This is a genomic window from Micromonospora sp. WMMC264 (assembly GCF_027497275.1).
GTDB lineage: Bacteria > Actinomycetota > Actinomycetes > Mycobacteriales > Micromonosporaceae > Micromonospora > Micromonospora chalcea.
The window spans coordinates 4,313,447-4,339,617 of sequence record NZ_CP114907.1 but is presented as its reverse complement, the minus strand read 5'-3'; the positions used below and the strand labels follow the sequence as shown (position 1 = coordinate 4,339,617).

At 72.6% G+C, this 26,171-nt stretch carries 24 protein-coding genes; 16 read left to right on the top strand and 8 right to left on the bottom strand.

Features of this window, described 5'->3' with window-relative positions; translation table 11 throughout:
• Nucleotides 1–2: 2 nt before the first annotated feature.
• The 4 genes from O7542_RS18780 to O7542_RS18765 all read right to left on the bottom strand — a co-directional run bounded on the left by O7542_RS18780 (nucleotide 3) and on the right by O7542_RS18765 (nucleotide 4,186).
• Entirely contained in the window at nucleotides 3–1,070 is a 1,068-nt protein-coding gene (locus O7542_RS18780) for an NADH:flavin oxidoreductase/NADH oxidase (RefSeq protein WP_187693657.1), read from the bottom strand.
• A gap of 72 nt (nucleotides 1,071–1,142) precedes the next feature.
• Nucleotides 1,143–2,423, bottom strand: a complete 1,281-nt coding sequence (locus tag O7542_RS18775; protein ID WP_181373726.1) for a dicarboxylate/amino acid:cation symporter — start codon at nucleotides 2,421–2,423, stop codon at nucleotides 1,143–1,145.
• Between the two features lie 136 nt (nucleotides 2,424–2,559).
• The gene (locus tag O7542_RS18770) at nucleotides 2,560–3,228 is read right to left on the bottom strand and encodes a DUF998 domain-containing protein (protein ID WP_043325855.1); all 669 of its coding nucleotides are present in this window, start codon (nucleotides 3,226–3,228) and stop codon (nucleotides 2,560–2,562) included.
• Nucleotides 3,221–4,186 (bottom strand): glutathione S-transferase C-terminal domain-containing protein, encoded by a 966-nt coding sequence (locus O7542_RS18765; RefSeq protein ID WP_043325853.1) that lies wholly within the window; start codon nucleotides 4,184–4,186, stop codon nucleotides 3,221–3,223. The genes O7542_RS18770 and O7542_RS18765 overlap by 8 nt, the downstream gene beginning before the upstream one ends.
• An 87-nt stretch (nucleotides 4,187–4,273) precedes the next feature.
• Between O7542_RS18765 and pcaF the strand changes: the two genes are divergently transcribed.
• From pcaF to O7542_RS18735, 6 genes are all read left to right on the top strand, one after another.
• On the top strand, nucleotides 4,274–5,479 hold the full coding sequence (gene pcaF / locus O7542_RS18760) for a 3-oxoadipyl-CoA thiolase (RefSeq protein WP_166455515.1): 1,206 nt from the start codon (nucleotides 4,274–4,276) through the stop codon (nucleotides 5,477–5,479).
• 115 nt (nucleotides 5,480–5,594) lie between these two features.
• The gene (locus tag O7542_RS18755; protein ID WP_064447258.1) at nucleotides 5,595–6,413 is read left to right on the top strand and encodes an SAM-dependent methyltransferase; all 819 of its coding nucleotides are present in this window, start codon (nucleotides 5,595–5,597) and stop codon (nucleotides 6,411–6,413) included.
• 4 nt (nucleotides 6,414–6,417) lie between these two features.
• Complete coding sequence (locus tag O7542_RS18750) at nucleotides 6,418–8,568, top strand: EAL domain-containing protein (protein ID WP_043325850.1); 2,151 nt, start codon at nucleotides 6,418–6,420, stop codon at nucleotides 8,566–8,568.
• A 90-nt stretch (nucleotides 8,569–8,658) separates the two neighbouring features.
• On the top strand, nucleotides 8,659–9,159 hold the full coding sequence (locus tag O7542_RS18745; RefSeq protein WP_043325848.1) for a DUF456 domain-containing protein: 501 nt from the start codon (nucleotides 8,659–8,661) through the stop codon (nucleotides 9,157–9,159).
• Nucleotides 9,160–9,421: 262 nt separating this feature from the next.
• Entirely contained in the window at nucleotides 9,422–10,996 is a 1,575-nt protein-coding gene (locus O7542_RS18740; RefSeq protein ID WP_043325847.1) for an amino acid permease, read from the top strand.
• Nucleotides 10,997–11,026: 30 nt separating this feature from the next.
• Nucleotides 11,027–11,404, top strand: a complete 378-nt coding sequence (locus O7542_RS18735) for a nuclear transport factor 2 family protein (protein ID WP_043325845.1) — start codon at nucleotides 11,027–11,029, stop codon at nucleotides 11,402–11,404.
• 13 nt (nucleotides 11,405–11,417) lie between these two features.
• On the opposite strand, the gene O7542_RS18730 is transcribed toward O7542_RS18735, so the two are convergent.
• Both O7542_RS18730 and O7542_RS18725 read right to left on the bottom strand, forming a co-directional pair.
• Nucleotides 11,418–11,618, bottom strand: a complete 201-nt coding sequence (locus O7542_RS18730) for a DUF397 domain-containing protein (protein WP_043325844.1) — start codon at nucleotides 11,616–11,618, stop codon at nucleotides 11,418–11,420.
• Nucleotides 11,605–12,354, bottom strand: coding sequence for a helix-turn-helix transcriptional regulator (locus O7542_RS18725; protein ID WP_281606485.1), 750 nt, complete (start codon nucleotides 12,352–12,354; stop codon nucleotides 11,605–11,607). The genes O7542_RS18730 and O7542_RS18725 overlap by 14 nt, the downstream gene beginning before the upstream one ends.
• Nucleotides 12,355–12,806: 452 nt before the next feature.
• Between O7542_RS18725 and O7542_RS18720 the strand changes: the two genes are divergently transcribed.
• Nucleotides 12,807–13,100, top strand: a complete 294-nt coding sequence (locus O7542_RS18720; RefSeq protein ID WP_223201207.1) for a hypothetical protein — start codon at nucleotides 12,807–12,809, stop codon at nucleotides 13,098–13,100.
• Nucleotides 13,100–13,348 (top strand): hypothetical protein, encoded by a 249-nt coding sequence (locus tag O7542_RS18715; protein WP_043325839.1) that lies wholly within the window; start codon nucleotides 13,100–13,102, stop codon nucleotides 13,346–13,348. Before O7542_RS18720 ends, O7542_RS18715 begins: the two co-directional genes overlap by 1 nt.
• A 31-nt stretch (nucleotides 13,349–13,379) precedes the next feature.
• Here the strand turns inward: O7542_RS18715 and O7542_RS18710 are convergent, their stop codons facing one another.
• A complete protein-coding gene (locus O7542_RS18710; RefSeq protein ID WP_281604964.1) occupies nucleotides 13,380–14,552 on the bottom strand; it encodes a PQQ-dependent sugar dehydrogenase in 1,173 nt (390 codons plus the stop codon).
• Nucleotides 14,553–14,638: 86 nt separating this feature from the next.
• Between O7542_RS18710 and O7542_RS18705 the strand changes: the two genes are divergently transcribed.
• The 6 genes from O7542_RS18705 (at nucleotide 14,639) to O7542_RS18680 (ending at nucleotide 24,160) form a co-directional block, all read left to right on the top strand.
• Entirely contained in the window at nucleotides 14,639–16,003 is a 1,365-nt protein-coding gene (locus O7542_RS18705; protein ID WP_166455512.1) for a glutamine synthetase family protein, read from the top strand.
• Nucleotides 16,004–16,149: 146 nt separating this feature from the next.
• Nucleotides 16,150–17,505 (top strand): aldehyde dehydrogenase family protein, encoded by a 1,356-nt coding sequence (locus O7542_RS18700; protein ID WP_281604963.1) that lies wholly within the window; start codon nucleotides 16,150–16,152, stop codon nucleotides 17,503–17,505.
• A gap of 5 nt (nucleotides 17,506–17,510) precedes the next feature.
• On the top strand, nucleotides 17,511–18,278 hold the full coding sequence (locus O7542_RS18695) for a 3-oxoacyl-ACP reductase (protein ID WP_281604962.1): 768 nt from the start codon (nucleotides 17,511–17,513) through the stop codon (nucleotides 18,276–18,278).
• Nucleotides 18,275–18,985 carry a gamma-glutamyl-gamma-aminobutyrate hydrolase family protein gene (locus O7542_RS18690; RefSeq protein WP_043325834.1) on the top strand — a complete coding sequence of 237 codons (711 nt, stop codon included), beginning with the start codon at nucleotides 18,275–18,277 and terminating at the stop codon, nucleotides 18,983–18,985. Before O7542_RS18695 ends, O7542_RS18690 begins: the two co-directional genes overlap by 4 nt.
• A gap of 204 nt (nucleotides 18,986–19,189) precedes the next feature.
• Nucleotides 19,190–22,858 (top strand): SpoIIE family protein phosphatase, encoded by a 3,669-nt coding sequence (locus tag O7542_RS18685; RefSeq protein WP_281604961.1) that lies wholly within the window; start codon nucleotides 19,190–19,192, stop codon nucleotides 22,856–22,858.
• 54 nt (nucleotides 22,859–22,912) lie between these two features.
• Entirely contained in the window at nucleotides 22,913–24,160 is a 1,248-nt protein-coding gene (locus tag O7542_RS18680; protein ID WP_281604960.1) for an FUSC family protein, read from the top strand.
• Between the two features lie 22 nt (nucleotides 24,161–24,182).
• Here O7542_RS18680 and O7542_RS18675 read toward each other — a convergent pair whose 3' ends face one another.
• Entirely contained in the window at nucleotides 24,183–24,497 is a 315-nt protein-coding gene (locus O7542_RS18675) for an STAS domain-containing protein (protein ID WP_281604959.1), read from the bottom strand.
• A 94-nt stretch (nucleotides 24,498–24,591) separates the two neighbouring features.
• Between O7542_RS18675 and map the strand changes: the two genes are divergently transcribed.
• Entirely contained in the window at nucleotides 24,592–25,449 is an 858-nt protein-coding gene (gene map / locus O7542_RS18670) for a type I methionyl aminopeptidase (protein WP_043325831.1), read from the top strand.
• Nucleotides 25,446–26,162 carry a VIT1/CCC1 transporter family protein gene (locus O7542_RS18665; protein ID WP_030503432.1) on the top strand — a complete coding sequence of 239 codons (717 nt, stop codon included), beginning with the start codon at nucleotides 25,446–25,448 and terminating at the stop codon, nucleotides 26,160–26,162. Before map ends, O7542_RS18665 begins: the two co-directional genes overlap by 4 nt.
• Nucleotides 26,163–26,171: the final 9 nt, after the last annotated feature.

Here is a 26,171-nt window from a genome sequence, read left to right as displayed (position 1 = left end):
GGTCAGAAGGCTCGGGCGTACTGGTTGGGCCAGGCGGGGGTGGTGCCGAGCTTGGCGGCGGCGCGGCGCGGCCAGTACGGGTCGCGCAGCAGTTCCCGGCCCAGCAGCACCAGGTCCGCCTCGCCGCCGGCCACGATCTGCTCGGCCTGCTCGGGCTCGACGATCAGGCCCACCGCGCCGGTCGGCACCCCGGCGTCGCGGCGGATCCGGGCGGCCAGCGGCACCTGGTAGCCGGGGCCGACCGGGATGGACGCCCGGACCGCCGCGCCGCCGGAGGACGTGTCGACCAGGTCCACCCCGGCGGCGGCCAGCTCCCCGGCGAGCACAACGCTGTCCTCGACGGTCCAGCCGTCGTCGGTCCAGTCGGTGGCGGAGATCCGGGTCAGCACCGGCACCGACTCGCCGACGGCGGCGCGTACCGCGCGGGCCACCTCCAGGGTGAGCCGCATCCGGGCGGCCCGGTCGCCGCCCCAGCCGTCGGTGCGCCGGTTGGTCAGCGGGGACAGGAACTCGTGCAGCAGGTAGCCGTGCGCGGCGTGGATCTCCACGGCGGCGAACCCGGCGTCGAGCGCCCGCCCGGCGGCGGTGGCGAAGGCGTCCACCACGGCGGTGATGCCCGCCTCGTCCAGCGCGGTGGGCGTGCGGTACTCCGGCACGAACGGCTGGTCGCCCGGGCCCACCGGCGTCCAGCCGCCCTCGGTGTCCGGCACGCCGCCGCGCGCCGGCGCCCACGGCCGGTACGTGGACGCCTTGAACCCGGCGTGCGCGAGCTGCACGGCCGGCACCGCGCCGTGGGCGGCGACGAACGCGGTGATCGGCCGCCAGGCGTCGACGTGCGCGCCGGACCAGAGGCCGGTGTCCTGCGGGCTGATCCGGCCCTCGGGCACCACAGCTGTCGCCTCGGTGATGACGAGCCCGGCCCCGCCGACCGCGCGGGAGCCGAGGTGGACGCGGTGCCAGTCGGTGGGCAGGCCGTCGGGCCCGGCGCTGTACTGGCACATGGGCGCCAGCGCGATCCGGTTGGGCAGCGTGACGCCGCGCAGGGCGAGCGGGGTGAACAGGGCGCTCATTGTCGAAGATCCTCCGGTCATGGCTTCGGGTGCGCCTCCCGCTTTCGGAAGACGCACCCGAAGAAGTGTGGATCAGGCGGGTACGGGGTCGAGCCGCTCGGTCTCGACCGGCTCGATCAGGTCGCGCTTGCCGGCCGAGTCGTACGCGGCCCGGTCGAGCGTGCCCTCCCGGGCGGCCACGATGGTCGGCACCACCGCTTGACCGGCCACGTTCGTGGCGGTGCGGATCATGTCCAGGATCGGGTCGATGGCCAGCAGCAGGCCGGCCCCGGCCAGCGGCAGGCCCAGCGTGCTCAGGGTCAGCGTGAGCATGACGATCGCGCCGGTCAGGCCGGCGGTGGCGGCCGAGCCGACCACCGAGACGAACGCGATCAGCAGGTAGTCGGTGACGCCCAGGTTCACGCCGAACACCTGCGCCACGAAGATCGCGGCGAGCGCCGGGTAGATGGCGGCGCAGCCGTCCATCTTCGTGGTGGCGCCGAACGGCACGGCGAAGGAGGCGTACTCGCGGGGGACGCCGAGGCGCTCCACCGAGCGCTGGGTCACCGGCATGGTGCCCACCGAGGAGCGGGACACGAACGCCAGCTCGATGGCGGGCCAGGCGCCGGCGAAGAAGCGCAGCGGGTTGAGCTTGCCGGCCACCGCGAGCAGCACCGGGTAGACCACGAACAGCACCAGCGCGCAGCCGACGTAGACGGCCGTGGTGAACTTCGCGAGCGGGGCCAGCAGGTCCCAGCCGTACGAGGCGACGGCGTTGCCGATCAGGCCGAGCGTGCCGATCGGGGCGAGCCGGATGACCCACCAGAGCGCCTTCTGCACGATCGACAGCAGCGAGCGGTTGAGCGACACGAACGGCTCGGCGGCGTCGCCGACGAGCAGCGCGGCGGCACCCACCACCAGGGCGAGGAAGACGATCTGCAGGACGTTGCCCTCGACGAACGCGCCGACCGGGTTGGTCGGGACGATGCCGGTGAGGAAGTCGATCCAGGAGCCGGTGGTCTTCGGCGCGGTGGCGCCGGCCGGGTCCAGGTTGACGCCGCGGCCGGGGTCGGTGAGCAGGCCGAGGCCGATGCCGATGCTCACCGCGATGAGCGCGGTGACGGCGAACCAGAGCAGCGTCTTGACGGCGAGCCGGGCGGCGTTGGCGACGCCGCGCAGGCTGACCACGCTGACCACGATGGCGGTGAAGACAAGCGGCGGCACGGCCAGCTTGAGCAGCTGGACGAAGAGGCCGCCGACGGTGTCGAGCGTGCTGGTCAGCCAGGCGAGGTCGGCGGCGCGGGCGAGGAAACCGAGCGCCACACCGAGCACGAGGCCCAGCAGGATCTGGACGGAGAAGGGAATTCTGCGCAGGGCGGAAGCCATGAGGACGGGTCCAAGGTCTGGAGAGGGAAGGCGGGCGTCAGGGCGTGGAGCTACGCCGGACAGACGCCGCTGGCCTGCCGTCGCAGATCGACGTACAGGCGCTCGGTGAGGCACCAGACATTGGTCATCGTCGCGACACGTTACTCCCGTCGCGGGTGGGAACGGAAGGACCGTCGCCGGTGAGGCTCCTTACAGCCAGGTATCCGGAGGTGACCAGTCCCCAGGCGGCGACCACGACCAGCAGCACCCGCTCCGACAGCCCGAGCAGCGTGCTGCGGCCGACCAGCAGCAGCGCCAGCGCGACCACGACGGCCACCGGCAGCGCCACCGCCGCGCCGACCGCGGCGATCCGCCGCAGCCCCTGGTCCGCCGCCCGGGAGAACAGCACCACGAGCATGGCGAGCACCACAGCGGCGGTCGCCGCGATGCTGGCCCCGCCGTGCACCAGGTCCGCCACCGTGGGGGCCTCGAACGGCGGCAACGGGCAGCCCTCGCTGCACGTGACAGCGCCGGACAGCACAGTCGCGACCGCGCCGATGCCGAGCAGCCCGGCCGCCGCCCGCAACCCCGGCGGCAGCGCCCCGGCGAGCAGCAGCAGCGACGCGGCCACCGAGAAGATCCCGATCCGGTACGCCCCGGCGTACCCGCTGTCCGCGATGCCCGCCTCACTCACGTACGCGACGGGTCCGGGACCGGGACCGGCGACCACCGCAACAGTCACCGCCGCCGCGCCGGCGGCCAGGCAGACGGCGGCGAACGCGGCGGAGATCCGGCGGCCGGTGTCCTCAGCCACGTCCGTGCGGGGTGGTCCAGCCGGACAGGTCGGGGCCGAGCGGCACGATCCGGGTCGGGTTGATCATGTCGTGGGTGGCGTAGTAGTGCCGCTTGATGTGGTCGAAGTCCACCGTCTCGCCGAAGCCCGGCGTCTGGAACAGGTCCCGTGCGTACGCCCAGAGCACCGGCATCTCGGTCAGCTTGCGCAGGTTGCACTTGAAGTGCCCGTGGTACGCCACGTCGAAGCGCACCAGCGTGGTGAACAGGCGCACGTCCGCCTCGGTGATCGCGTCCCCCATCAGGTAGCGCCGGCCGGCCAGCCGCTCGCTCAGCGCGTCGAGGCGGGCGAACAGCGCGGTGAACGCCTCGTCGTACGCCTCCTGGGAGGTGGCGAACCCGCATCGGTAGACGCCGTTGTTGACGTCCCGGTGGATCTCCGCCATCAGCGCGTCCATCTCCGGGCGCAGCTCGACCGGGTACAGGTCCGGCGCGTCCGGCGCGTGGAACCGCCGCCACTCGGTCGAGAAGTCGAGCGTGAGCTGCGGATAGTCGTTCGTGACCACCCGTCCGGTGAGCGTGTCCACGAGCGCCGGCACGGTCACCCGGCCGGTGTAGTCCGCGTCGGTGGACAGGTACGCCTCGGACAGGAAGCCGATGCCGAGCACCGGGTCGAAGCCGTCCGGGTCGAGCGCGAACCGCCAGCCCCGCTCGTCCCGGATCGGGTCGACGGTGCCCAGCGAGATCACCTCGTCCAGCCCGAGCAGGCCGCGCACGATCCGGGCCCGGTGCGCCCACGGGCAGGCCCGGCACCAGATCAGCCGGTAGCGGCCCGCCTCCAGCGGCCAGCGCCCCTGATCGTCCGGCCCGCCGCCCTCCGGGGAGGTGGAGTGCGGGGTGACCCGGCCGGTGAACCGGTTGGGCTGGCGGACGAACGCGCCGCCGCCACTTGTCTCTGCGCTGAACTGGGCCCCGGACATGCGGCAAACCTATCCGCTCCGGTCACGGATATCCTGGCGCCGGGTACCCCCACCGACCCCTTCCCACCCCCGAAGGACGTACGCGCGATGACAGTGGCCTATCTCGTTGCCGGAGTCCGCACCCCGATCGGCCGGTACGCCGGCGCCCTGGCCGGGGTCCGCCCCGACGACCTGGCCGCGCACGTCGTCCGCGAACTGGTGGCCCGCCACCCGTCGGTCGACTGGGCGCGTACCGACGACGTGATCCTGGGCTGCGCCAACCAGGCCGGCGAGGACAACCGCAACGTGGCCCGGATGGCCGCGCTGCTCGCCGGGTTGCCGGAGGAGGTGCCGGGCAGCACCGTCAACCGGCTCTGCGGATCCGGCCTGGACGCGCTCGCCTCCGCCGCCCGCGCGATCGTCGCCGGTGAGGCCGACCTGGTGGTGGCCGGCGGCGTGGAGAGCATGAGCCGCGCGCCGTTCGTCATGCCGAAGGCGGCCACACCGTTCGCCCGCACCGCCGAGGTGTACGACACCACCATCGGCTGGCGGCTGGTCAACCCGCTGATGCGCAAGGGCTGGGGCGTCGACTCGATGCCGGAGACGGCGGAGAACGTGGCAGCCGAGTTCGGCGTGGACCGGGCCGCGCAGGACGCCTTCGCGTACCGGTCGCAGCAGCGGGCCGCCAAGGCGCAGGCCGACGGCCGGCTGGCCGAGGAGATCGTCCCGGTGACGGTGCCCGCCGGCAAGCGCGAGACGAAGCTGGTCGAGGCCGACGAGCACCCGCGCGAGACGACGCTGGCGAAGCTCGCCTCGCTGCCCACCCCGTTCCGTGAGGGCGGCACGGTGACGGCCGGCAACTCCTCCGGCGTCAACGACGGCGCGGTCGCGCTGCTCGTCGCCTCCGCGGCCGCCGTCGAACGCTACGGCCTCACCCCGCTGGCCCGGGTACGCGGCGCGGCGGCGGCCGGCGTACCGCCGCGGATCATGGGCGTCGGCCCGGTGCCGGCCACCCGCAAGCTGCTCGACCGGACGGGCCTGTCGCTCGCCGACGTGGACGTGATCGAGCTGAACGAGGCGTTCGCCGCGCAGGCCGTGGCGGTGCTGCGCGAGCTGGGCCTGCCGGAGGACGCCGAGCATGTCAACCCGGGCGGCGGGGCGATCGCGCTGGGCCACCCGCTCGGCGCCAGCGGCGCCCGGCTGGCGCTGACCGCCGCGCTGGAACTGCGCCGCCGGGGCGGCCGCCGGGCGCTCGCCACCATGTGCGTCGGCGTCGGCCAGGGCATCTCGCTGCTGCTGGAGTCGGCCGACTGACGCGGGCAGGCAGCATCGCCCGTTGTGGATCTCCCATACCTGGCCGTACCGGCCTAGAGTGGTCTGCACCACACGACCCGCCAGCGACGGCGGCGACGACCTGGGGGACCGAGCGATGCAGACGCCGGACGGCGCGCCCACCGAGATCGACCTGAGTCGGCCGAGCGCCGCCCGGGTCTACGACTACTTCCTCGGTGGGGCCCACAACTTCGAGATCGACCGGCAGCTGGCCGAGCAGATCGCGGCCATGACACCGAACCTGGCCGCCACCATGCGCTCGGGCCGGGAGTTCCTGCGCCGGGCGGTACGGGTGCTGCTCGACGCCGGCATCGACCAGTTCCTCGACATCGGCTCCGGCATCCCCACCGTCGGCAACGTGCACGAGGTCGCCCAGGCCGCGAACCCGGACGCCCGCATCGTGTACGTCGACATCGACCCGGTCGCCGTGGCGCACAGCCACGAGCTGCTCGCCGGCAACGAGCGCGCCACCGCGGTCCTGGCCGACCTGCGTGAGCCGAAGCTGATCCTGGACCACGCCCGGTCCAGCGGGCTGATCGACTTCGACCGGCCGCTGGGCATCCTGCTCGCCGGCGTCGTGCACTTCGTCCCGGACGCCGACCGCCCGGCCGACATCCTGGCCACCCTGCGGGCGGCCGCCGCCCCGGGCAGCTACCTGGTCATCTCCCACTCCACGTTCGAGGACCAGCCGCAGGAGATGCTGGACGCGCAGCGGCTGTCCGCGCGTACCGCCACCGAGATCACGCTGCGCTCGCGGGCCGAGATCACCGGCTTCTTCGGCGACTGGACGATCCTCGAACCGGGCGTGGTGCACATGCCGCTGTGGCGGCCCGAGTCACCGTCGGACGTGGACGAGCACCCGGAGCGGTTCGGCGCCTTCGGCGGCGTCGCCCGGCACGACCGCGCCCTCGGCTGATCCCATGCGCGCCCCGGACATCGACGGGGGAGACGTCAGCCGGCCCGGCGCCGTCGCGTACGCCGCCGAGTGGGCTCGTGCGGTGCGCCGCATCGGATTCGTGCCGCTGACCGCGGCCGAGACCGAGCGCCTGCTGGTGCCGCTCACCGAGCGGCTCGGCGAGGCCCTGCTCGCCCCCACCTTCTCCGCCCGCCCGGCGGAGGAGGTGGGACGGGCCCTGGTGCAGGCGCATCTCACCGAGCCCGGCGTGCTCGACTGGTCGGTGCAGGCGCTCGGTGACCGGTTCCTGCAGTGGGTGCTGCCCGGCCGGGCGGAGTCACCCGAACTGCGCGAGCGGGTCGCGCTGCTGCAGGGCGCGTTCGCCGCCGGGTTCGCCCGCGCGTTGCGCGACCGGGTGTTCAGCCAGCAGGAGCGAATCTCCCGTTCCGCCTGGCAGGCGCGGGACACCGTCGAGCAGGCGCTGCGGGACAGCGAGGCCCGCTTCCGGGCGGTCTTCACCGGCGCCGTCATCGGCATCGGCATCGCCGGTGTGGACGGGCAGATCATCGAGGTCAACCAGTCCTTCGCGGACATGCTCGGCTACACCGTCGCGGAGATGCGGCGGATGAACGTGTCGGCGCTGGCCTACGCCGACGACGCGGCCGGCATGTGGGAGCTGTACCAGGAGCTGATCGAGGGCAAGCGGGACAGCGCGCGCGTCGAGAAGCGCTACTACCGCAAGGACGGCAGCGTCGTCTGGACCGACCTCGCGGTCTCGCTGATCCGGCACGACGACGGCCGGCCCCGGTTCACCGTCGCCATGGTCGAGGACATCACCGAGCGGTACGAGCTGCAGCAGCGGCTGCGGTTCCAGGCGCTGCACGACCCGCTGACCGGCCTGCCCAACCGGACGCTGTTCTTCGAGACGCTCGGCACCGTCTTCGACGGGGCGGGCGACGACCAGCGCGTCGGGCTCTGCTTCATCGACCTGGACGGCTTCAAGGCGATAAACGACAGCCTCGGCCACGACCTGGGCGACCGGCTGCTCAAGGTGATCGCCCGCCGGCTCAGCGACTGCGTGGCCGGGCGCGGTCACCTGGTGGCCCGCATGGGCGGCGACGAGTTCGTCATCCTGGTCGACTCCGACGGCGGCATCGACGACGCGGTGGAGGTCGCCGAACTGGCCCTGGCCGCCGTCTCCGCGCCGGTGCACGTCGCCGACCAGCAGCTCGCCGTGTCGGCGAGCATCGGCATCGTGGAGTGCCCGGCGGCGGAAACCAGCGTCGGTGACCTGATGAAGGCCGCCGACACCACGCTCTACTGGGCCAAGGCGGAGGGCCGGGGACGCTGGGCGGTGTACGACCCGGAGCGCAGCGCCGCCGACATCGCCCGCTCGGCGCTGGCCGCGAACCTGCCCGCCGCGCTGGACCGGGACGAGTTCGTGCTGCACTACCAGCCGATCGTGTCGCTGCTGGACGGCACGATGGTGGCGGTCGAGGCGCTGGTGCGCTGGCAGCACCCCGAGCTGGGCCTGATCGGGCCGGACCGGTTCATCGGGCTGGCCGAGGAGACCGGCCTGATCGTCCGGCTCGGCGCGTGGGTGCTGCGTCAGGCGTGCCGCGACGCCGAGTCGTGGCGGCGCGCGTACCCGGAGACGTCGCTGGTGGTCAGCGTCAACCTGGCCGCCCGGCAGGCGGACGACCCGGCCATCGTGGAGACGGTCGCGGAGGCGTTGCAGCACACCGGCCTGCCGGCCGAGCTGTTGCAGCTGGAGCTGACCGAGAGCGCGGTCATGGGCAGCGCGGGTGAGCCGCTGCGGACCCTGCACCAGCTCGCCGACCTGGGGCTGCGGCTGGCCATCGACGACTTCGGCACCGGGTACTCGAACCTGGCGTACCTGCGGCGGCTGCCGATCCACTGCGTGAAGCTGGCGGGCCCGTTCGTCGAGGGGATAAAGGGTGACGGCGGGGACGCGGTCGCCGACCACCGGGACGAGCGGATCGTGGACGCGCTGGTCCGGCTGGCGCACGCGCTGGAGCTGTCGGTGACGGCCGAGGCGGTGGAGACCGAGGTGCAGGCCGAGCGGCTGCGGGCGCTGCGGTGCGACACCGGTCAGGGCCGCCTGTTCGGCGCCCCGATGCCCGCCGACGGCATCCGCGCCCGCCTGGGCGGGTAAGGAAGGGCCCCCTGTTAACGCCTCCGGTAGAGCAGGGGGCCCCGCTTAACACCTCCCGCTCACGCGGCGGCAGGCGAGGAAGGGAGAACGGTGAGCCTCACCGATTCGCAGGCGGTGGTGTCGGTGGTCGCCGCGCTGGCGATCATCGCCGGGCTGGCCGGAGTGGTAGTGCCCGGGCTGCCGGCGCTGCCGCTGTGCTGGGGCGGCGTACTGGTGTGGGCGCTGTTCGGCGGCGCCGGGCCGGGCCGCTGGGCGGTGCTCGCCGCCGCCACAGTGATCGCCGCCGGCGGCACCGTGCTCAAGTACCTGTGGCCCGGGCGGAACCTGAAGCGGACCGGCGTGCCCACGTCGTCGCTGCTGGTCGGCGGGCTGCTCGGGGTGGTCGGCTTCTTCGTGATCCCGGTGGTCGGGCTGCCGATCGGCTTCGTCGGCGGGATCTTCGGCGCGGAGCGGCTGCGGCTGGGCGACACCCGGCTCGCCTGGCCGGCCACCGTGCAGGCGCTGAAGGCGGCCGGGCTGTCCATGCTGCTGGAGTTCATGGCCGGCCTGATGATCGCCGCGCTCTGGGTCGCCGGGTTGCTGTTCGTCTAGAGGTGCGGCGGCGCGGGGCGTCCGGAGGGTACGGCCGATCGCCGTACTTCAGTGAGAGAGAGGTGGACGCCGCGCGCCGCCGCGGACCGGGCGTTGCCGAGCGCCCGGCGCCGGCCCGTCGGGTCGGGCCTGGTCACGCCCACAATGATGCCCCCGGTGGGATCCGGCGACAACGCAATTACCGGGGTACGTATTGACCACCTTGATCGGCCGGGAGCACACTGCGAGCACTCGCACGAGCATCGCCTCGAGGAGGTGTGCAGTGGCCACGACGCCCGCGCCGACCGCCGAGCAGCCGATGGACGACGACGCCCGACGACTCGCCGAACTCGGCTACAAACAGGAGTTGCGCCGCAAGTGGAGCGGCTTCTCCAACTTCGCGATCTCGTTCTCCATCATCTCGATCCTGGCCGGCTGCTTCACCACGTTCGGCCAGGCGTGGAACAACGGCGGCCCGGTGGCGATCTCCTGGGGCTGGCCGCTGATCTCGCTGTTCATCCTGATCATCGGCTTCTGCCTGGCCGAGCTGGTTTCCGCGTACCCGACGGCGGGCGGGATCTACTGGTGGGCGGCGACCATGGGCCGGCCGGTGCACGGCTGGTTCACCGGCTGGCTCAACCTGATCGGGCTGGTCGCGGTGACCGCCTCTGTCGACTACGGCTGCGCCACGTTCCTCAACCTGACGCTGTCGGCGCTGTTCGACGGCTGGGCCGGCACCGGGCACCAGACGTTCGGGCTGTTCGTGGTGATCCTCGCGCTGCACGGTCTGATCAACATCTACGGGCACCGGATCATCGACGTACTCCAGAACGTCTCGGTCTGGTGGCACGTGGCCGGCGCGGCCGCCGTGGTGCTGATCCTGGTCCTGGTCCCGGACAACCACCAGAGCTTCCAGTTCGTGTTCACCGAGCGGTTCAACAACTCCGGCTTCGGTGACGGCGACACCGGCGGGCTGGCGTTCTGGTTCTATGTGCTGCCGCTGGGTTTCCTGCTCACGCAGTACACGATCACCGGCTTCGACGCCTGCGCGCACGTCTCCGAGGAGACCCGCGGCGCGTCCAAGGCCGCCGCGCAGGGGCTGTGGCGGTCGATCTTCTACTCGGCGGTGGGCGGCTGGATCCTGCTGCTGGCGTTCCTGTTCGCGGCCACCGACGTGGACGCGATAAACGAGGCGGGCGGCTTCTCCGGGGCGATCTTCGAGACCGCGCTGACGCCGTTCTTCTTCAAGGCCGTCATCATCATCTCCACCATCGGGCAGTTCTTCTGCGGCATGAGCTGCGTGACGTCGATGTCGCGGATGGCGTACGCGTTCAGCCGCGACCGGGCCGTGCCCGGCTGGCGGCTGTGGTCGACTGTCGACCGCAACGGCACGCCTGTGAACGCCATCATCGGCGCGACGCTGGCCGGGCTGGTGCTCACGCTGCCCGCGCTCTACCAGCGCGGCGGCATCCCGGTCGCGTTCTACGCGGTGGTGTCGGTGGCGGTGATCGGGCTGTACCTGTCCTTCATCATCCCGATCTTCCTGCGGCTGCGGATGGGCGACCGGTTCACCCCGGGCCCGTGGACGCTCGGCCGCCGCTACAAGCTGCTCGGCTGGATCGCGGTGGTCGAGATCGCCGTGATCTCGATCTACTTCGTGCTGCCGATCGTCCCGGCGGGTGTACCAGGCAACCCCGACTTCAGCTGGACGGCTGTGAACTACGCGCCCATCGCGATCGGTGGCGTGCTGCTCGGCGTCGCCATCTGGTGGTACGCCTCGGCCCGCAAGTGGTTCACCGGCCCGCGCCGTACCGTCGAACAGGCCGATCCGGAGCCGGAGCCCGCCGAGCCGTCGTAGCTGTCGGTGGGGCCTGCCATGATCCGGCCCATGAATGCGGAAGCGGTGGTACGCGCGCTGTGGGATCGCATGCAGGCCCGCGACTGGGCCGGCGTCGGCGAGCTGCTGGCCGACGACGTGGTGGTGGAGTGGCCGGCCAGCGCCGAGCGGATCGTGGGTCGCGACAACTACGTGAAGATCAACGCCGAGTACCCGGAGGGCTGGTCGATCCGGGTACTGCGGGTGGTGGCGTCGGGCGAGACGGTGGTGTCCGAGGTGGAGGTGCCGCACGAGGGGATGGGCGTGCACCGGGTCGCGTCGTTCTGGACCGTGCGCGACGGGCGGATCGTCGAGGGCCGGGAGTACTGGACCAGCCTCGGCCAGGACCCGTCCCCGCAGTGGCGAGCCGCCTGGGTCCAGCCGATGTGAAGTGGCCTGTTGGTCAGGCTGCGGGTCCGGTCTGCTTGGCCAGGGCGATGAATGACCGCCACGAGGACGGGGTGACGTGGAGGGTGCCGCCGTCGCGGTCCTTGCTGTCGCGTACGAGTACGACTCCCGGCAGGTTGTCGGCCACCTCCACGCAGTCACCACCGCTCGTGCCGCTGCGGGTGGACTTCTTCCAGATCGCGCTACTGAGGTCCATGCTGACTCTCTACTTCCTTTATCAGGGCGACCGACAGGGTCTGCGGCAAGGCTACGCTGCGGACGCCTTCCCACCGTGCCAGGAGCGTCGCCATCGCATCCTCGCCATCGACGACCAGACCCGCAAGCTGGTTCTCCAGGTGCCCCACCCAGCCGCCTTCCGCCGAGTGGGCCAGCGCCAGCGGCCCGGAAAGGCCGACGTGATGACCGGCATCGGCTGGAATAACGTGTAGTTGGACGTGCGGCAGTTCGGCCATGTGCAGCAGGTGCGCGAGCTGCTCGGCCATGATGGCGTCACGGCGGCGGAGCGCTGACTCATCAGTCACTGCGATGACGAGCGGGGGACGGTCGCGAAGCAAGATCTCCTGCCGCTCCGATCGTGCAGCTACCTGCTTCTCCACTTCCTCGTGGGGTCTCGTGCTGTCGAAGCGCAGCACCATCCGGGCATAGTTCGCCGTCTGAAGCAGGCCAGGGATCAGGGACGGATTGAAATACCGAAGCTGACGGGCCGAGCGCTCGGCCTCCAGCCAGGGACGGAACCACGAAGGCTGGCTCTCCCGTTCGGCCATCTTCAGCAGCGTTGTCAGCAGGTCGCCGGTCTTCAGCGCCTCATCTGCTCGCGCAAGGAACACGCGATCCAGCGGACGGGCCCCAGTCTCCACTGCCGAGACCATGGACGCGGAGTAGTGCAGAAGCCTGCCGAACTCCTCCTGACTGAGACCGGCGGCGGAGCGCATCCGGCGGAGCTGCGATCGGATGAGATCGGCTGTCGGTTCCTCCACAGTTCCTCCACAGTCCGTGCGTGAATTTCATTCGACATCCGCCGACCGGCCCGGTGCTTCACTGGTGCGCCGTGACCAGGCTCGATGCCTTCCGACCGTAGCGGTGTCCTCACCAGACTGTCACGCATGCGGATCCGCTCGTCGCAGGCGAGCACGGGCGGATTCCAGCCCGGGGCCGCCCGGTCCCGACGATGCCGGGCGGCCCCCTCCATCAACGAGGAGGCCGATGTGCGTGTCCGATGGTTCCGGTGCCGTACCCGGGAGCTGCCCACCCTGCCGAAGCGAGACCCCGGCAGCAACCTGCCGGCGTGGATGCGCGAGCCGACCCGGGTGTTTCCCACGGTTCGCCCGGGCAGCCCGGGGCGTCTGACACCGGCGCAGGAGTGGCGGGCGAACGGGGGCCGCTGGTGACGGCTCTGGTCGGTGTCCTCAGCGCCATCGGGCACGTCGGGTATCAGCCGGACTGGACATGCGAGCGCTGCCGGGAGCCGTGGCCGTGTCCCACCCTGCGTCGCATTCCCCGCGACCAGCTCGAACCGGCGGCGCTCATCCGGATGATGGCGTTCCTCGTACGCGGCGCGATCCGGGATCTGCGTGGCCGCGTCGAGGGGCCGGAACCGCCCGAGATCGTCCGGCGGTTCTTCTGGTTCCTTCCGCTCACCGACGACGAGGCGCGTGCGATCGCCCGAAGGCTGCGGTGATGGGCCGGCGCGTGGTTCCGCACCTGCCTGTGCGCCCGCTCTGGCGGTGCCGCAACTGCGGGGCGGAGTGGCCCTGCCAGCCGGCCCGGCTGTCGCTGCTCGTCGAGTACCGGGAGGACCGTACCGCGTTGCTGCTCTATCTCGGCGGGCTGATGACCGAGGCGCGGGAACAACTCGCCCAACTGAATCCCGACCACGCGCCGGACCTGCACAGCCGATTCCTGGCCTGGGCGCGGGTTCGTGGCTGACGCGGCGCGGGCTGTCCGCGTACCCCAGGGGTCAGATCGTGGGGCGGCGGTGGGTGAGCGGGAAGCGCAGGATGCGGTCGTCGCCGGCCGCCGGGGTGCCGCGGCCGTCGCGGTTGCTGGTCGCGACCCAGAGCGCGCCGTCGGGGGCCACCTCGACGGTACGCAGGCGGCCGTACGTGCCGGCCAGCTCCGCCACCGGTACGCCGACGCGGCCGGCGGCGTCGACGGGCACCGCCCACAGCCGGGCGCCGCGCAGCGCGGCGACGTAGAGCGTGCCCCTGGCGAAAGCGGCGCCGCTCGGGGACGCCTGCGCGGGCGGCCAGACGACGACCGGGTCGCGGAACCGGGGATCACCGGCGACGCCCTCGACGACCGGCCAGCCGTAATTGCCGCCGGGCACGATCCGGTTCACCTCGTCCCAGGTGCTCTGCCCGAACTCGGTGGCGAAGAGCCGGCCGTGCCGGTCCCAGGCGAGGCCCTGCACGTTGCGGTGGCCGTAGCTGTAGACGAGCGAGCCCGGGAACGGGTTGTCCGCGGGCGTCCGGCCGTCCGGGCGGAGCCGCAGGATCTTGCCGTTGCGGCTGGTCAGCTCCTGCGCGCGGGCGGCCACCCCGGCGTCGCCGATCCCGGCGTAGAGCATGCCGTCGGGGCCGAACGCGATCCGCCCGCCGGCGTGCACCGAGCTGCGGGCGATGCCGCTGACCAGCACCCGGGGCGCGCGGGACGAGCCGAGGCGGAACCGGACGATCCGCAGATCCGTGGCGGTGGTGTAGGCGGCGTAGACCCACCGGTCCCGGCGGTACGTGGGGGAGACCGCCAGCCCGAGCAGGCCCGTCTCCCCACCGGCGACCACGTCGGCGATCCGCGCCACCTCGCGGGCCGGGCGTCCGGGGCGTACGCGCAGGATCGTGCCCCGGTCCCGCTGTGCGACCAAGGCGCTGCCGTCGGGCAGGAAGCCCAGGCCCCACGGCGCCTCCAGGCCGGTGGCGACGACGTGCGGGCGGCTCAGGTCGTAGCCGGACCAGCCGGAGCGTCCGTCGAAGCCGCGCAGGTCGAGCATGACCGGTCGCGCGTCGGCGGTCGCCGGCCGGTCCGGCCCGGCAGCGGGTCGCCCCTCGGCGGGTCTGCGGTCGGCGTGCGCGTCGGTGGCGGCCAGCACGATCGCGAGGACGGCGGCGACGACCGCGACGGTACGACGGCGCATGTGCTCTCCCCGGTTTCGCACCCGGCCTCGCCGGGGCATTGACGGTGATCCGGTTTGCCAGTAGACCTTGGTGATGGAGGCCCCTGATGAAACCAACGCCGCTCTCGCTGGAACAGTTGCGGGTCGCCGTCACCGAGGGTGAGATCGACACGGTGGTGCTCGCCCTCACCGACATGCAGGGGCGCTTGCAGGGCAAGCGGTTCCACGCGCCCTACTTCCTCGACCAGGTGGTCACGCACGGCAGCGAGGGCTGCAACTACCTGCTCGCCGTGGACGTCGACATGAACACTGTCGACGGGTACGCGATGTCGAGCTGGGAACGCGGCTACGGCGACTTCGCCATGCGCCCCGACCTGGACACGTTGCGCCGGATGCCCTGGCAGCCCGGCTCCGCGCTGCTGCTGGCCGACCTGGAGTGGCTGGACGGCTCCGGCCCGGTGGTCGCCTCGCCCCGGCAGATCCTGCGCAAGCAGCTGGACCGGCTGGCCGCGCACGGGCTGACCGCGTACGCCGGCACCGAACTGGAGTTCGTGCTCTACCGCGACTCGTACGAGGAGGCGTGGCGGCGCGGCTACCGCGATCTCACGCCGGCCAACCAGTACAACGTGGACTACTCGCTGCTCGGCACCGCCCGGGTCGAGCCGCTGCTGCGCCGCATTCGCACCGAGATGGCCGGCGCCGGGCTCACCCCGGAGAGCGCGAAGGGCGAGTGCAACCTCGGCCAGCACGAGATCGCCTTCCGGTACGACGAGGCGGTGCGCTGCGCCGACCACCACGTCATCTACAAGAACGGCGCGAAGGAGATCGCCGCCCAGGAGGGCATGGCGATCACGTTCATGGCGAAGCCGAACGAGCGGGAGGGCAACTCCTGCCACATCCACTTCTCGCTGCGTGACGCCTCCGGCTCGTCGGCGATGCTGGGGGACGGGCCCGCGCACCTGAGCGTCACCGGTCAGCGGGTGCTGGCCGGGCTGCTCGCCACCATGCGCGAGTTCAGCCTGTTCTTCGCGCCCAACATCAACTCGTACAAGCGCTATCAGCCGGGCTCGTTCGCGCCGACCGCGCTGCGCTGGGGCACCGACAACCGCACCTGCGCGCTGCGGCTGGTCGGGCACGGGCAGGGGATGCGGGTGGAGAACCGGGTGCCGGGGGCCGACGTCAACCCGTACCTGGCGATCGCCGCACTGGTGGCCGGGGCGGTGCACGGCATCGAGAACGAGCTGGAGCTGGCGGACGAGTGCACCGGCAACGCGTACGACGACCCGGACGCCGAGCGGGTGCCAACCACGCTGCGTGACGCGCTGGACCTGTGGCAGCGCTCCGAGGTGGCCCGGACGGCGTTCGGCGACGAGGTGGCCGACCACTACGCCAACCAGGCGAAGGTCGAGCTGACCGCCTTCGACGCCGCGGTGACGGACTGGGAGCTGACCCGTGGCTTCGAACGCCTCTGACCCGCCGCCCTCCCTCGCCCCCGCGCCCGCCCTCGCGCCCCCGCTGTCGACGCCGATCTTGCACTTACAGCCCTCGACGCGGGCGTTGTGCGGCTTTCGCCGGGGCAGCAACTACAAGATCGCCGAGCTGAGGGGAGGGGGACCGCGTGGGTGAGGTGATCTCGCCTGTTGACGGGGCGGGGATCGGGGTCGTTCCGGGGTGCTCCGTTGAGGACGTGGATGCGGCTGTCGCGCGGGCTTCCGCGGCGTTCGAGACGTGGCGTCACGTGGCGCCGGGGGATCGGGGGCGGCTGCTGCGGCGGTTCGCGGCCCAGGTCGACGCGCACCTGGAGGAGCTGGCTCTGCTGGAGGTGCGCAACGCCGGGCACACCATCGGCAACGCGCGCTGGGAGGCGGGCAACGTCCGCGACGTGCTCGACTACTACGCGGGCGCGCCGGAACGGCTGACCGGGCACCAGATCCCGGCACCCGGCGGGCTCGACGTCACGTTCCACGAACCGCTGGGCGTGGTCGGCGTGATCGTGCCGTGGAACTTCCCGATGCCGATCGCCGGCTGGGGGTTCGCCCCGGCGCTCGCCGCCGGCAACACGGTCGTGCTGAAACCGGCCGAGCTGACCCCGCTGACCGCGCTGCGCCTGGCCGACCTGGCCCGCGACGCCGGCCTGCCCGACGGCGTGTTCACAGTGCTGCCCGGCCGGGGCAGCGTGGTCGGCGAGCGGTTCGTGACCCACCCGGCGGTCCGCAAGATCTGCTTCACCGGCTCGACCGAGGTCGGCACGCGGATCATGGCCGGCTGCGCCGCCCAGGTGAAGCGGGTGACGCTGGAGCTGGGCGGCAAGTCGGCCAACATCGTCTTCGCCGACGCCGACCTGGAGAAGGCGGCGGCCACCGCGCCGTACGCGGTCTTCGACAACGCCGGCCAGGACTGCTGCGCCCGCTCCCGCATCCTGGTCCAGCGCCGGGTGTACGACAGGTTCCTGGAACTGCTCGAACCGGCCGTACGGGCGGTGCGGGTGGAGGACCCGGCCCGGGACACGGCCGAGATGGGCCCGCTGATCTCCGCCGCGCACCGGGACCGCGTCGCCGGGTACGTCGACGGCGCGGACGTCGCGTTCACCGGCTCCTGCCCCGACGGCCCCGGCTTCTGGTACGCCCCGACGGTGCTGCTCGCCGGCTCCCCGGCCGACCGGCACTGGCGGGAGGAGGTCTTCGGCCCGGTCGTCTCGGTGCTGCCGTTCGACGACGAGGCGGACGCGATCCGGCTCGCCAACGACACCGAGTACGGCCTCTCCGGCTCGATCTGGACCCGGGACGTCGGGCGGGCGGTGCGGGTGGCCCGCGCGGTCGAGGCCGGCAACCTCAGCGTCAACTCGCACTCCTCGGTGCGCTACTGGACCCCGTTCGGCGGGATGAAGCGTTCCGGCCTGGGCCGGGAGCTGGGTCCGGACGCGCTGCACGCCTTCACCGACGTCAAGAACGTGTTCATCGGCACCGAGGAGTGATCACAGTGCAGGGACGGCTTACCGACCGGGTGGCGGTCGTGACCGGCGCGGGCAGCGGCATCGGGCTGGCCACCGTGCGGCGCTTCGCCGCCGAGGGCGCCCGGGTGGTGTGCGTGGACATCGACGCCGACGCCGGTACCCGGGCCGCGCAGGAGGTGGACGGCGAGTTCGTCGCCGCCGACGTGGCCGACGAGACGGCGGTCCGCGACCTGTTCGACGGGGTGGTGCAGCGGCACGGCCGGGTGGACGTGTCGTTCCACAACGCGGGCATCTCGCCGCCGGACGACGACTCCATCCTGGAGACCGGCCTGGACGCCTGGGAACGGGTGCTGCGGGTGAACACCACGAGCGTCTACCTGTGCTGCAAGTACGTCATCCCGCACATGCGGCGGCAGGGCAAGGGCTCGATCATCAACACCGCGTCGTTCGTGGCGCTGATGGGCGCGGCGACGTCGCAGATCGCGTACACGGCGAGCAAGGGCGGGGTGCTGGCGATGACCCGGGAGCTGGGCGTGCAGTTCGCCCGCGAGGGCATCCGGGTCAACGCGCTGTGCCCCGGTCCGGTGGCGACGCCGCTGCTGCTGGAGCTGTTCGCCAAGGACCCGGAGCGGGCGGCCCGGCGGCTGGTGCACGTGCCGATGGGCCGGTTCGGCGATCCCACCGAGATCGCCGCCGCGGTGGCGTTCCTCGCCAGCGACGACGCCTCGTTCATGACCGCCGCGCAGTTCGTCGTCGACGGCGGCATCACCGGCGCCTACGTCACACCGCTATGAGGCCGGTCATCGGCATCACCGCGTACGTCGAGCCGGCCGGCTGGGCGGTGTGGCGGGACGTGCCGGCGACGCTCGTGCCGCACGCGTACGTCCGGGCGGTCACCGCGGCGGGCGGCCGGGCCGTGGTGCTGCCCCCGGACGACGCCGACGCGGACGTGCTGGGGATGCTGGACGGGCTGCTGCTGGCCGGCGGCGCGGACGTCGGCCCGGAGCGGTACGGGCAGCCGCCCGACCCGCGCACCGAGAGCCGGCCGGAGCGCGACGCCGGGGAGACGACGCTGCTGAGCGCCGCGCTCGCCGCCGACCTGCCGGTGCTGGGCGTGTGCCGGGGGATGCAGCTGCTCGCGGTGGCGTACGGCGGCCTGCTGCACCAGCACCTGCCGGACGTGGTCGGGCACGACGGGCACCGTCCCGCGCCGGGCGTGTACGGGTCGCACCCGGTGCGCTTCGCCGCCGGCAGCCGGACCGCCGAGGTGATGGCCGGGGTGGACCGGGTCAACTCGTACCACCATCAGGCGGTGGCCGACCCCGGCGGCCTGGCGGTGACCGGCTGGGCCGACGACGGGGTGATCGAGGCGGTGGAGGATCCGGCGCGGCGCTTCGTGCTCGGGGTGCAGTGGCATCCGGAGAACGAGCCGGACCCGCGACCGGTGGCCGCGCTGGTCCGGTCCGTGGTGTCGGCCAGATCACACACTCACATTTCGTAGGTGGGGACAGCCGAATCTCCGGCCTGGTCATCCCGGCCGGACCGCCCGAGTCGCCCCGGCCCGTCTGTTACGCCAGGATGAGGCGGAGGTAACCAGCGTCGAACGGTGCGGGTGCGTTACGTTGCTCGTCCGTCGGGGTAGTAGGCGGGGACGGTCGGCGTGACAGCGCCGACCGTCGTGATCATGGCCGGAGCGGGAGGCTGCATGGGCTCGGCCCAGGGGGGCGGGGGCGACAGTCGTTCGTCCCCGGCGGCCGGCGAGGCGTCACTGTCGCCGCTGCTCGCCGCGGCGTTCGCGGCCGGCGGCGAGATGGGCGAGCGGCTGCGCGCCTTCGACTGGGCCGCCACCCCGCTCGGCAGCCCGGACCGCTGGCCCGCCGCGCTCTCCCACGCGATGAGCACCATGCTGTCGTCCCGCGCCCAGATGGTGGTGTTCTGGGGCGAGCAGCACCTGGCCTTCTACAACGACGCCTACCGGCCGACCATCGGCGACAAGCACCCCGCCGTGATCGGGCAGGCCGCGCACCGGCACTGGGCCGAGACCTGGGACGTGCTCGGCCCGCTGCTGGACGGGGTGCGCCGCACGGGCGTGCCCTACCGGGGTGAGAACCATCCCTTCGTGCTGAACCGGCACGGCTTCCTGGAGGACGTCTACTTCGACGTCTCGTACGACCCGATCCGCGACATCGACGGCACCGTCAGCGGGATCTTCTGCTTCGTCAACGAGACCACCGGGCGGGTGCTCGGCGAGCGCCGGCTGCGGGCCCTGGCCGAGCTGGGCAACGAGCTGGGCGAAGTGCCGGACATGCGGAAACTGGGCCGGGCGGTCACCCGGGTGCTCGACGCCCACCGAGCCGACGTGCCGTTCAGCGCGCTGTGGTTCCCCGACGAGCGTGGCGATCTCGTGGCGGGCGGTTGTTCGGGCGTGGACCCCGCCGTTGTCGCCGGTCCGCCGCCCGGAGTGTCCGACGGCGAGCCGCTCACCGAGCCGCGTTGGATCGCCACCGCCGAGCTGCCCGGCGCGGTGCCGCCGGACGCCGCCGGCCAGGCGCTCCTGCTGCCGCTGACCGCGACGAACGAGGCGGCCGGGGTGCTGCTGCTCGGCGTGTCCCGCCGGCTGCCGTTCAGTGACGACTACCGCGACTTCGTCGGCCTGGTCGCCGCGCAGGTCAGCCGGGCGGTGGGCAAGCAGCGGGCGTACGAGCAGGAACGCGCCCGCGCCGCCGAGCTGGCCGCGCTCGACCGCGCCAAGACCAACTTCTTCGCCAACGTCAGCCACGAGTTCCGCACCCCGCTCACGCTGGTCCTCGGGCCGCTGGAGGAGATGCTCGCCGACCGGGAACTGCCGGATCGCTACATCGACCGGCTCACCGTCATGCACCGCAACGGGTTGCGCCTGCTCAAGCTGGTCAACACGGTGCTCGACTTCTCCCGGCTGGAGTCCGGCCGGCTGGCCGCCCGCTACCAGCCCACCGACCTGTCCGACTTCACCTCCCGGCTGGCCAGCACGTTCCGCTCGGCCACCGAGCGGGCCGGGCTGCGCCTGGTGGTGGACTGCCCGCCGCTGCCCGCGCCGGTCTACGTCGACCGGGACATGTGGGAGAAGATCGTCCTCAACCTGGTGTCGAACGCGGTCAAGTTCACCTTCGACGGCGAGATCCGGGTCCGGGTACGCGCGACGGACCGGGCCGCCGTCCTGGAGGTGACCGACACCGGCGTCGGCATCGCGCCGGAGGAGCTGCCGCAGGTCTTCGAGCGTTTCCACCGGGTCGCCGGCGCCCGCTCGCGTACCCACGAGGGCACCGGCATCGGCCTGGCCCTGGTCCGCGAGCTGGTCGAGATGCACGGCGGCACCGTCACCGCGCACAGCGTCGTCGACCGGGGCACCACGTTCACCGTGACCATGCCGTTCGGGTACGCGCACCTGCCCGCCGACCGGGTGTCCGCCCTCTCGCCGGTGCCGCTGACCGAGCCGGAGCAGGCCCGCCTCTACGTCGCCGAGACGGCGCTCTGGACCGACGAGGTGGCCCGGCCCGTCGGGTTGCCCGAGCCGAACGGCACGCCGGGCGGCGCGGGCCGGATCCTGTTCGCCGACGACAACGCCGACCTGCGCGAGCACGTCGTCCGGCTGCTCTCCCCGGCGTACGAGGTGGTCGCCGTGCCGGACGGCGCGGAGGCGCTGCGGCTGGCCGTCGAGACTCCGTTCGACCTGGTGCTGACGGACGTGATGATGCCCCGGCTGGACGGCTTCGGGCTGGTCGCCGCGCTGCGCGCCAAACCGGCCACCCGGTACGTGCCGATCGTGCTGCTCTCCGCCCGGGCCGGCGCCGCCGAGGAGGTCGCCGGCCTGTCCGCGGGCGCCGACGACTACCTGACCAAGCCCTTCTCCAGCCAGGAACTGGTGGCCCGGGTCCGGGCCAACGTCGAGCTGGGCCAGTTGCGTGGGCAGATCATCCGCCGGCTGCGTGCGCTCGCCGACGCCGCCGTGGAGATCAACACCGCCCGGTCGACAGCCGAGGTGGTGCGGGTGGCCGCCCGGCACGCGCTGCGCCTGGCCGAGGCCGGACGGGTCCGCGTCACCACCACCGGGGCCCGTCACGAGGAGGACGCCGGCGGCGACCTGCCCGCCGACCCGACAGTGGTGCTGCCGCTCACCGGCACGTCCGGCGAGCAGCTCGGTGAGCTGCGGGTGTGGCGGCGCGAGGGCGGCGGCACTGAGCAGGCGGCGCTGACCGAACTGGCCCGGCTGGTCGGCGTACGGCTGGAGAACGCCCAGCTCTACGAGGCCGAGCACCACATCGCCACCACGCTCCAGCACAGCCTGCTGCCGCGTACGCTGCCGCGGCTGCCCGGCGCGGTGGTCGCCAGCCGCTACCTGCCCGGCAGCGCCGACGTGGAGGTCGGCGGCGACTGGTACGACGTGATGGCCACCGCCGACGACGACCTGGTGCTGGTCATCGGTGACGTGGTGGGCAAGGGCGTTCGGGCCGCCGCGGCGATGGGCCAGCTCCGCAACGCGCTGCGGGCGTACGTCCTGGAGGGCTACGACCCGGGCGAGGCGCTGACCCGCCTCAACCGGCTGGTCCACTCCGCCGGCAGCGGCTCCTTCGCCACCGTCGTCTGCCTCGGCTTCTCCCCGCGCACCGGCCGGATCCGGTACGCCAGCGCCGGCCATCCCTCACCCCTGCTGATCCGAGGAGACGACGTGGCGTTCCTGCACGATCGGGCCCTCGGACCGCCGATCGGGGCGATCCCCGGCACCGTCTACCCGGCCGCCGAAGGCGAACTCGCGCCGGGCAACCGGCTACTGCTCTACACCGACGGCCTGATCGAGGACCGGTCCGCGGGCATCGACGCCGGGCTGGGCCAGTTGCGGTCGGACGCGACGGCCCGCGCCGAGCACGTGGCGGACCTGGTCGACGCCGTCATGGCGCGGGTGGCCGAGCGCTCCCGGCACGACGACGTGGCCGTCCTCGCGCTGGAGGCGGCCGAGTTGAACCGCTTCGCGCTGCGTCTGCCCGCCGACCCGACCCGGCTCAGCGTGCTGCGCAAGCGGCTGGAGGACTTCCTCGTCGCCCACCAGGTCGGCGAGACCGACCTGTTCGACCTGACCGTGGCGGTCTCCGAGGCGGCGGCGAACGCGATCGAGCACCCGGTCGACCCGGTGGACCCGACGATCGAGGTCGAGGTGACGATCGCCGACCGTACGGTCACCGCGACCGTCCGGGACACCGGGCGCTGGCGGGAGTCGAGCGGGTCGAGCTTCCGGGGGCGCGGGCTGGCGCTGATCCAGGCGCTGGGGGAGATGAACGTGACCCGTACCGAGGAGGGCACCGAGCTGACGCTGCGCCGCCGGCTGGCCGACCGGGACTGAGGGCTGTTGCCGAGTAAAGCGGATCAAATGCGGCGAAGTCCCTAGGATCGCCTCATGGGGCGTGAGCCGTTCCGTCTTTCGCGGGACAGCGGGAACGACCCGGTTGGCGCGGCGTGGACGGCGATTCGCCGCACCGGCCGGGCGACCGTGGGAGAGCGACTGCGGCGGGTGCGGTTGAGCCTGCTCGTGGCGGTGCAGTGCGGGGTGGCCGCCGCAGTCGCGTGGTGGGTCGCGAAGGATCTGATCCACAACCCGCAACCGCTGTTCGCGCCCGCCGTCGCGGTCGGCACCATCGCCAGTTCGGTGAGTCAGCGCTTCCGCCGTACGCTGCTGCTCATCGCCGGCGTGGCGGTGGGCATCGCGCTGGGCGACCTGCTGGTCTCCTGGGTCGGGCAGGGATACGTACAGATCGGCGTCATCGTCGCCGCCGCGATCCTCGTCGCCGTCCTGCTCAGCGACGAGGGCGCGTTCGTCACCCAGGTCGGCGGCAGCGCGTTGGTGATCGCCGTGCTCTTCCCGGCCCGGACCGACATCGCGCTGCCCCGCTTCCTCGACGGCGTCGTCGGTGGAGTGGTCGGCATCCTGGTCGCGGTCGTGGTGCTGCCCCTGCACCCGATCCACCGGATCCGGCGGGCCGGCCGGCCACTGCTCGACCAGATGGCCGCCGAGCTGGACCGCCTCGCCGACGCGGCCCTGGCCCGGGACGCCGAGCTGGCCCGTCAGGGTCTCGACAGGCTGCGCCGGCTCGACACCTCGGAGGTGGAGGCCGCAATGTCGGGCGCCGACGAGGTCGTCCGCATCTCGCCGCTGCGGTGGCACAACCAGAGCGCGTTGCAGGGATGGCGGCACGGCGCCATCCTCATGATCCGCTCCCTGCTGCACAGCCGCGACGTCGCGCTCAACCTCGAACGCGCGATCCGTGACGACGAGCCCGTTCCGCCGTCGCTCGCCGAGGCCGCGCGGTGCCTGGCCGAGGCCGCGCGCACCGTCGGTAAGGGCTGGTCCCCGTCCGCCAGCCGGCCCTCCCGTTCCCAGCGGGCCGCGATGTCGGCCCTCCGCCTGGTTCAGGAGGGGTTGCGCAGCGGCCCGCGCGTCAGCGGCATCAACGTGGCGAACGAACTCACCATCATCGCGGTGAACACGATCCGGGCGAGCGGGGTGCGCAAGCGCGACGCCGAGTCGCTGCGTCGTGATCTCGCCCCGGACACCGCCGGGGAGTCGGGAAAGCGGCACCCCGCGTCGGATCAGGGGCAGCCGAGACCGGACCTGCCCCTGCCGCCGGCGATGGGAGACGCCTTCTAGACCCGAAGAGCACCCGAGTCGGTCAGGTGGGGACGAGCCAGTCCTGGTCGCCCAGGCCGGAGATGTCCAGCACGCGTCGGACCTGCGGGGACGGCAGCACGGTGAGCGCGTTCGGGAACCGCTGGGCGAGCCGGACCACCGCGTGGATGGCGGCCGAGTCGAAGAAGGTCACCGCCCGCAGGTCGAGCGTGAGCTGCTTGGCAGGCTCGCGGAGCACGGTCTGGAACATGGTGTCGGCGGTCGCCATGTCGACCTCGCCGGTCACCTGGACGCGCACTTGGTCGCCGTCGACCTGCGCCGTCACGGAGAAGACGGGCGCCGCGCCCCCTTGATCCACGGAGCAACAATGGCACAGCGTTTGCGGTACGGCAACAACCTGCCCGGCCGGGCTGTGGCGGGGGGCACACCACCCCCGGCGATAGGCTTGGGCCATGACCGTCCGTGCGCCGCTGACCCCCGGCACGCTCTCCCCGTGGCGAGCGGTTCCCGCCCACATCCCGCGCCCGGAGTACGTGGGTAAGAAGCGCCCGCAGGAGTGGCGCGGCTCGCACGTGCAGACGCCGGAGACCATCGAGAAGATGCGCGTGGCCGGGCGCCTCGCCGCGCAGGCCACCCAGCTCGCCGGTGAGCACTGCAAGCCGGGGGTGACCACCGACGAGATCGACAGGGTGGTGCACGAGTTCCTCTGCGACCACGGCGCCTACCCGTCGACGCTCGGCTACCGGGGTTTCCCGAAGTCGTGCTGCACCAGCCTCAACGAGGTGATCTGCCACGGCATCCCCGACTCGACGGTGCTCCAGGACGGCGACATCATCAACGTCGACGTCACCGCGTACCTGAACGGCGTGCACGGCGACACCGACGCCACGTTCTGCGTGGGCGAGGTGAGCGAGGAGGCCCGCCTGCTTGTCGAGCGGACCCACACGGCGATGATGCGCGGCATCAAGGCCATCGCGCCGGGCCGGCAGATCAACGTCATCGGCCGGGTGATCGAGTCGTACGCGAAGCGTTTCGGCTACGGCGTGGTCCGCGACTTCACCGGGCACGGCATCGGCGAGGCGTTCCACAGTGGCCTCTACGTGCCGCACTACGACAGCCCGCGCCCCACCGACGTGATGGAGCCCGGCATGACGTTCACCGTCGAGCCGATGATCACGCTCGGCACCTACCAGTACGACATGTGGGACGACGGCTGGACCGTGGTCACCAAGGACCGCCGGTGGACGGCCCAGTTCGAACACACCATCGTCGTCACCGACGACGGCTACGAGATCCTGACGCTGCCGTGACCGACACCCCGGCGGCGCTGCGCGAGGCGCACCACGCGGACGTCTCCGGCGGCTGGCTGCGGCCGGCCGTCTTCGGCGCGATGGACGGACTGGTCACCAACATCGCGCTGATCGCCGGTGTGGGCGGCGGCGGGGTGTCCCCGCGCAACGTGGTGCTCACCGGCGCGGCCGGCCTGGTGGCGGGCGCCATCTCGATGGGTCTCGGCGAGTACACGAGCGTCCGGTCCGCGAACGAGCAGGTCGCCGCCGAGGTGGCCAAGGAGCGGCGCGAGCTGGAACGCCACCCCGAGGCCGAGGCCCGGGAGCTGGCCGACGCCTGGGTCGCCCGTGGACTGCCCCGCGAGCTGGCGACGCAGGTCGCCGAGGCGGTACGCGCCAACCCGGAGGAGGCGCTGCGGGTGCACGTGCGGGAGGAGTTGGGCGTCGACCCCGACGACCAGCCGAGCCCGTGGGCCGCCGCGATCTCGTCGTTCGTCTGCTTCTCGATCGGCGCGCTGGTGCCGCTGCTGCCGTACCTGCTCGGTTTCACCAGCCTCTGGCTGGCGCTCGCCGTCGGCGGCGTCGGCCTCTTCGTCGCCGGTGCGATCGTGGCCCGGTTCACCAACCGTGCCTGGTGGCGTGCCGGTCTGCGGCAGCTGCTGCTCGGCGCGCTGGCTGCCGGCGCCACCTACCTGATCGGCGCGCTGATCGGCGTCGGCGGCGGCATCGGCTGAGGCGGAGCC

Excerpts from the sequence above, each read along its gene's own strand:
- O7542_RS18780 (WP_187693657.1), bottom strand. The coding sequence starts at position 1,070 with ATGAGCGCCCTGTTCACCCCGCTCGCCCTGCGCGGCGTCACGCTGCCC.
- O7542_RS18765 (WP_043325853.1), bottom strand. The coding sequence starts at position 4,186 with ATGTCCGGGGCCCAGTTCAGCGCAGAGACAAGTGGCGGCGGCGCGTTC.
- pcaF (WP_166455515.1), top strand. The coding sequence starts at position 4,274 with ATGACAGTGGCCTATCTCGTTGCCGGAGTCCGCACCCCGATCGGCCGG.
- O7542_RS18755 (WP_064447258.1), top strand. The coding sequence starts at position 5,595 with ATGCAGACGCCGGACGGCGCGCCCACCGAGATCGACCTGAGTCGGCCG.
- O7542_RS18750 (WP_043325850.1), top strand. The coding sequence starts at position 6,418 with ATGCGCGCCCCGGACATCGACGGGGGAGACGTCAGCCGGCCCGGCGCC.
- O7542_RS18735 (WP_043325845.1), top strand. The coding sequence starts at position 11,027 with ATGAATGCGGAAGCGGTGGTACGCGCGCTGTGGGATCGCATGCAGGCC.
- O7542_RS18730 (WP_043325844.1), bottom strand. The coding sequence starts at position 11,618 with ATGGACCTCAGTAGCGCGATCTGGAAGAAGTCCACCCGCAGCGGCACG.
- O7542_RS18725 (WP_281606485.1), bottom strand. The coding sequence starts at position 12,354 with ATGCGCTCCGCCGCCGGTCTCAGTCAGGAGGAGTTCGGCAGGCTTCTG.
- O7542_RS18715 (WP_043325839.1), top strand. The coding sequence starts at position 13,100 with ATGGGCCGGCGCGTGGTTCCGCACCTGCCTGTGCGCCCGCTCTGGCGG.
- O7542_RS18710 (WP_281604964.1), bottom strand. The coding sequence starts at position 14,552 with ATGCGCCGTCGTACCGTCGCGGTCGTCGCCGCCGTCCTCGCGATCGTG.
- O7542_RS18705 (WP_166455512.1), top strand. The coding sequence starts at position 14,639 with ATGAAACCAACGCCGCTCTCGCTGGAACAGTTGCGGGTCGCCGTCACC.
- O7542_RS18690 (WP_043325834.1), top strand. The coding sequence starts at position 18,275 with ATGAGGCCGGTCATCGGCATCACCGCGTACGTCGAGCCGGCCGGCTGG.
- O7542_RS18685 (WP_281604961.1), top strand. The coding sequence starts at position 19,190 with ATGGGCTCGGCCCAGGGGGGCGGGGGCGACAGTCGTTCGTCCCCGGCG.
- O7542_RS18680 (WP_281604960.1), top strand. The coding sequence starts at position 22,913 with ATGGGGCGTGAGCCGTTCCGTCTTTCGCGGGACAGCGGGAACGACCCG.
- map (WP_043325831.1), top strand. The coding sequence starts at position 24,592 with ATGACCGTCCGTGCGCCGCTGACCCCCGGCACGCTCTCCCCGTGGCGA.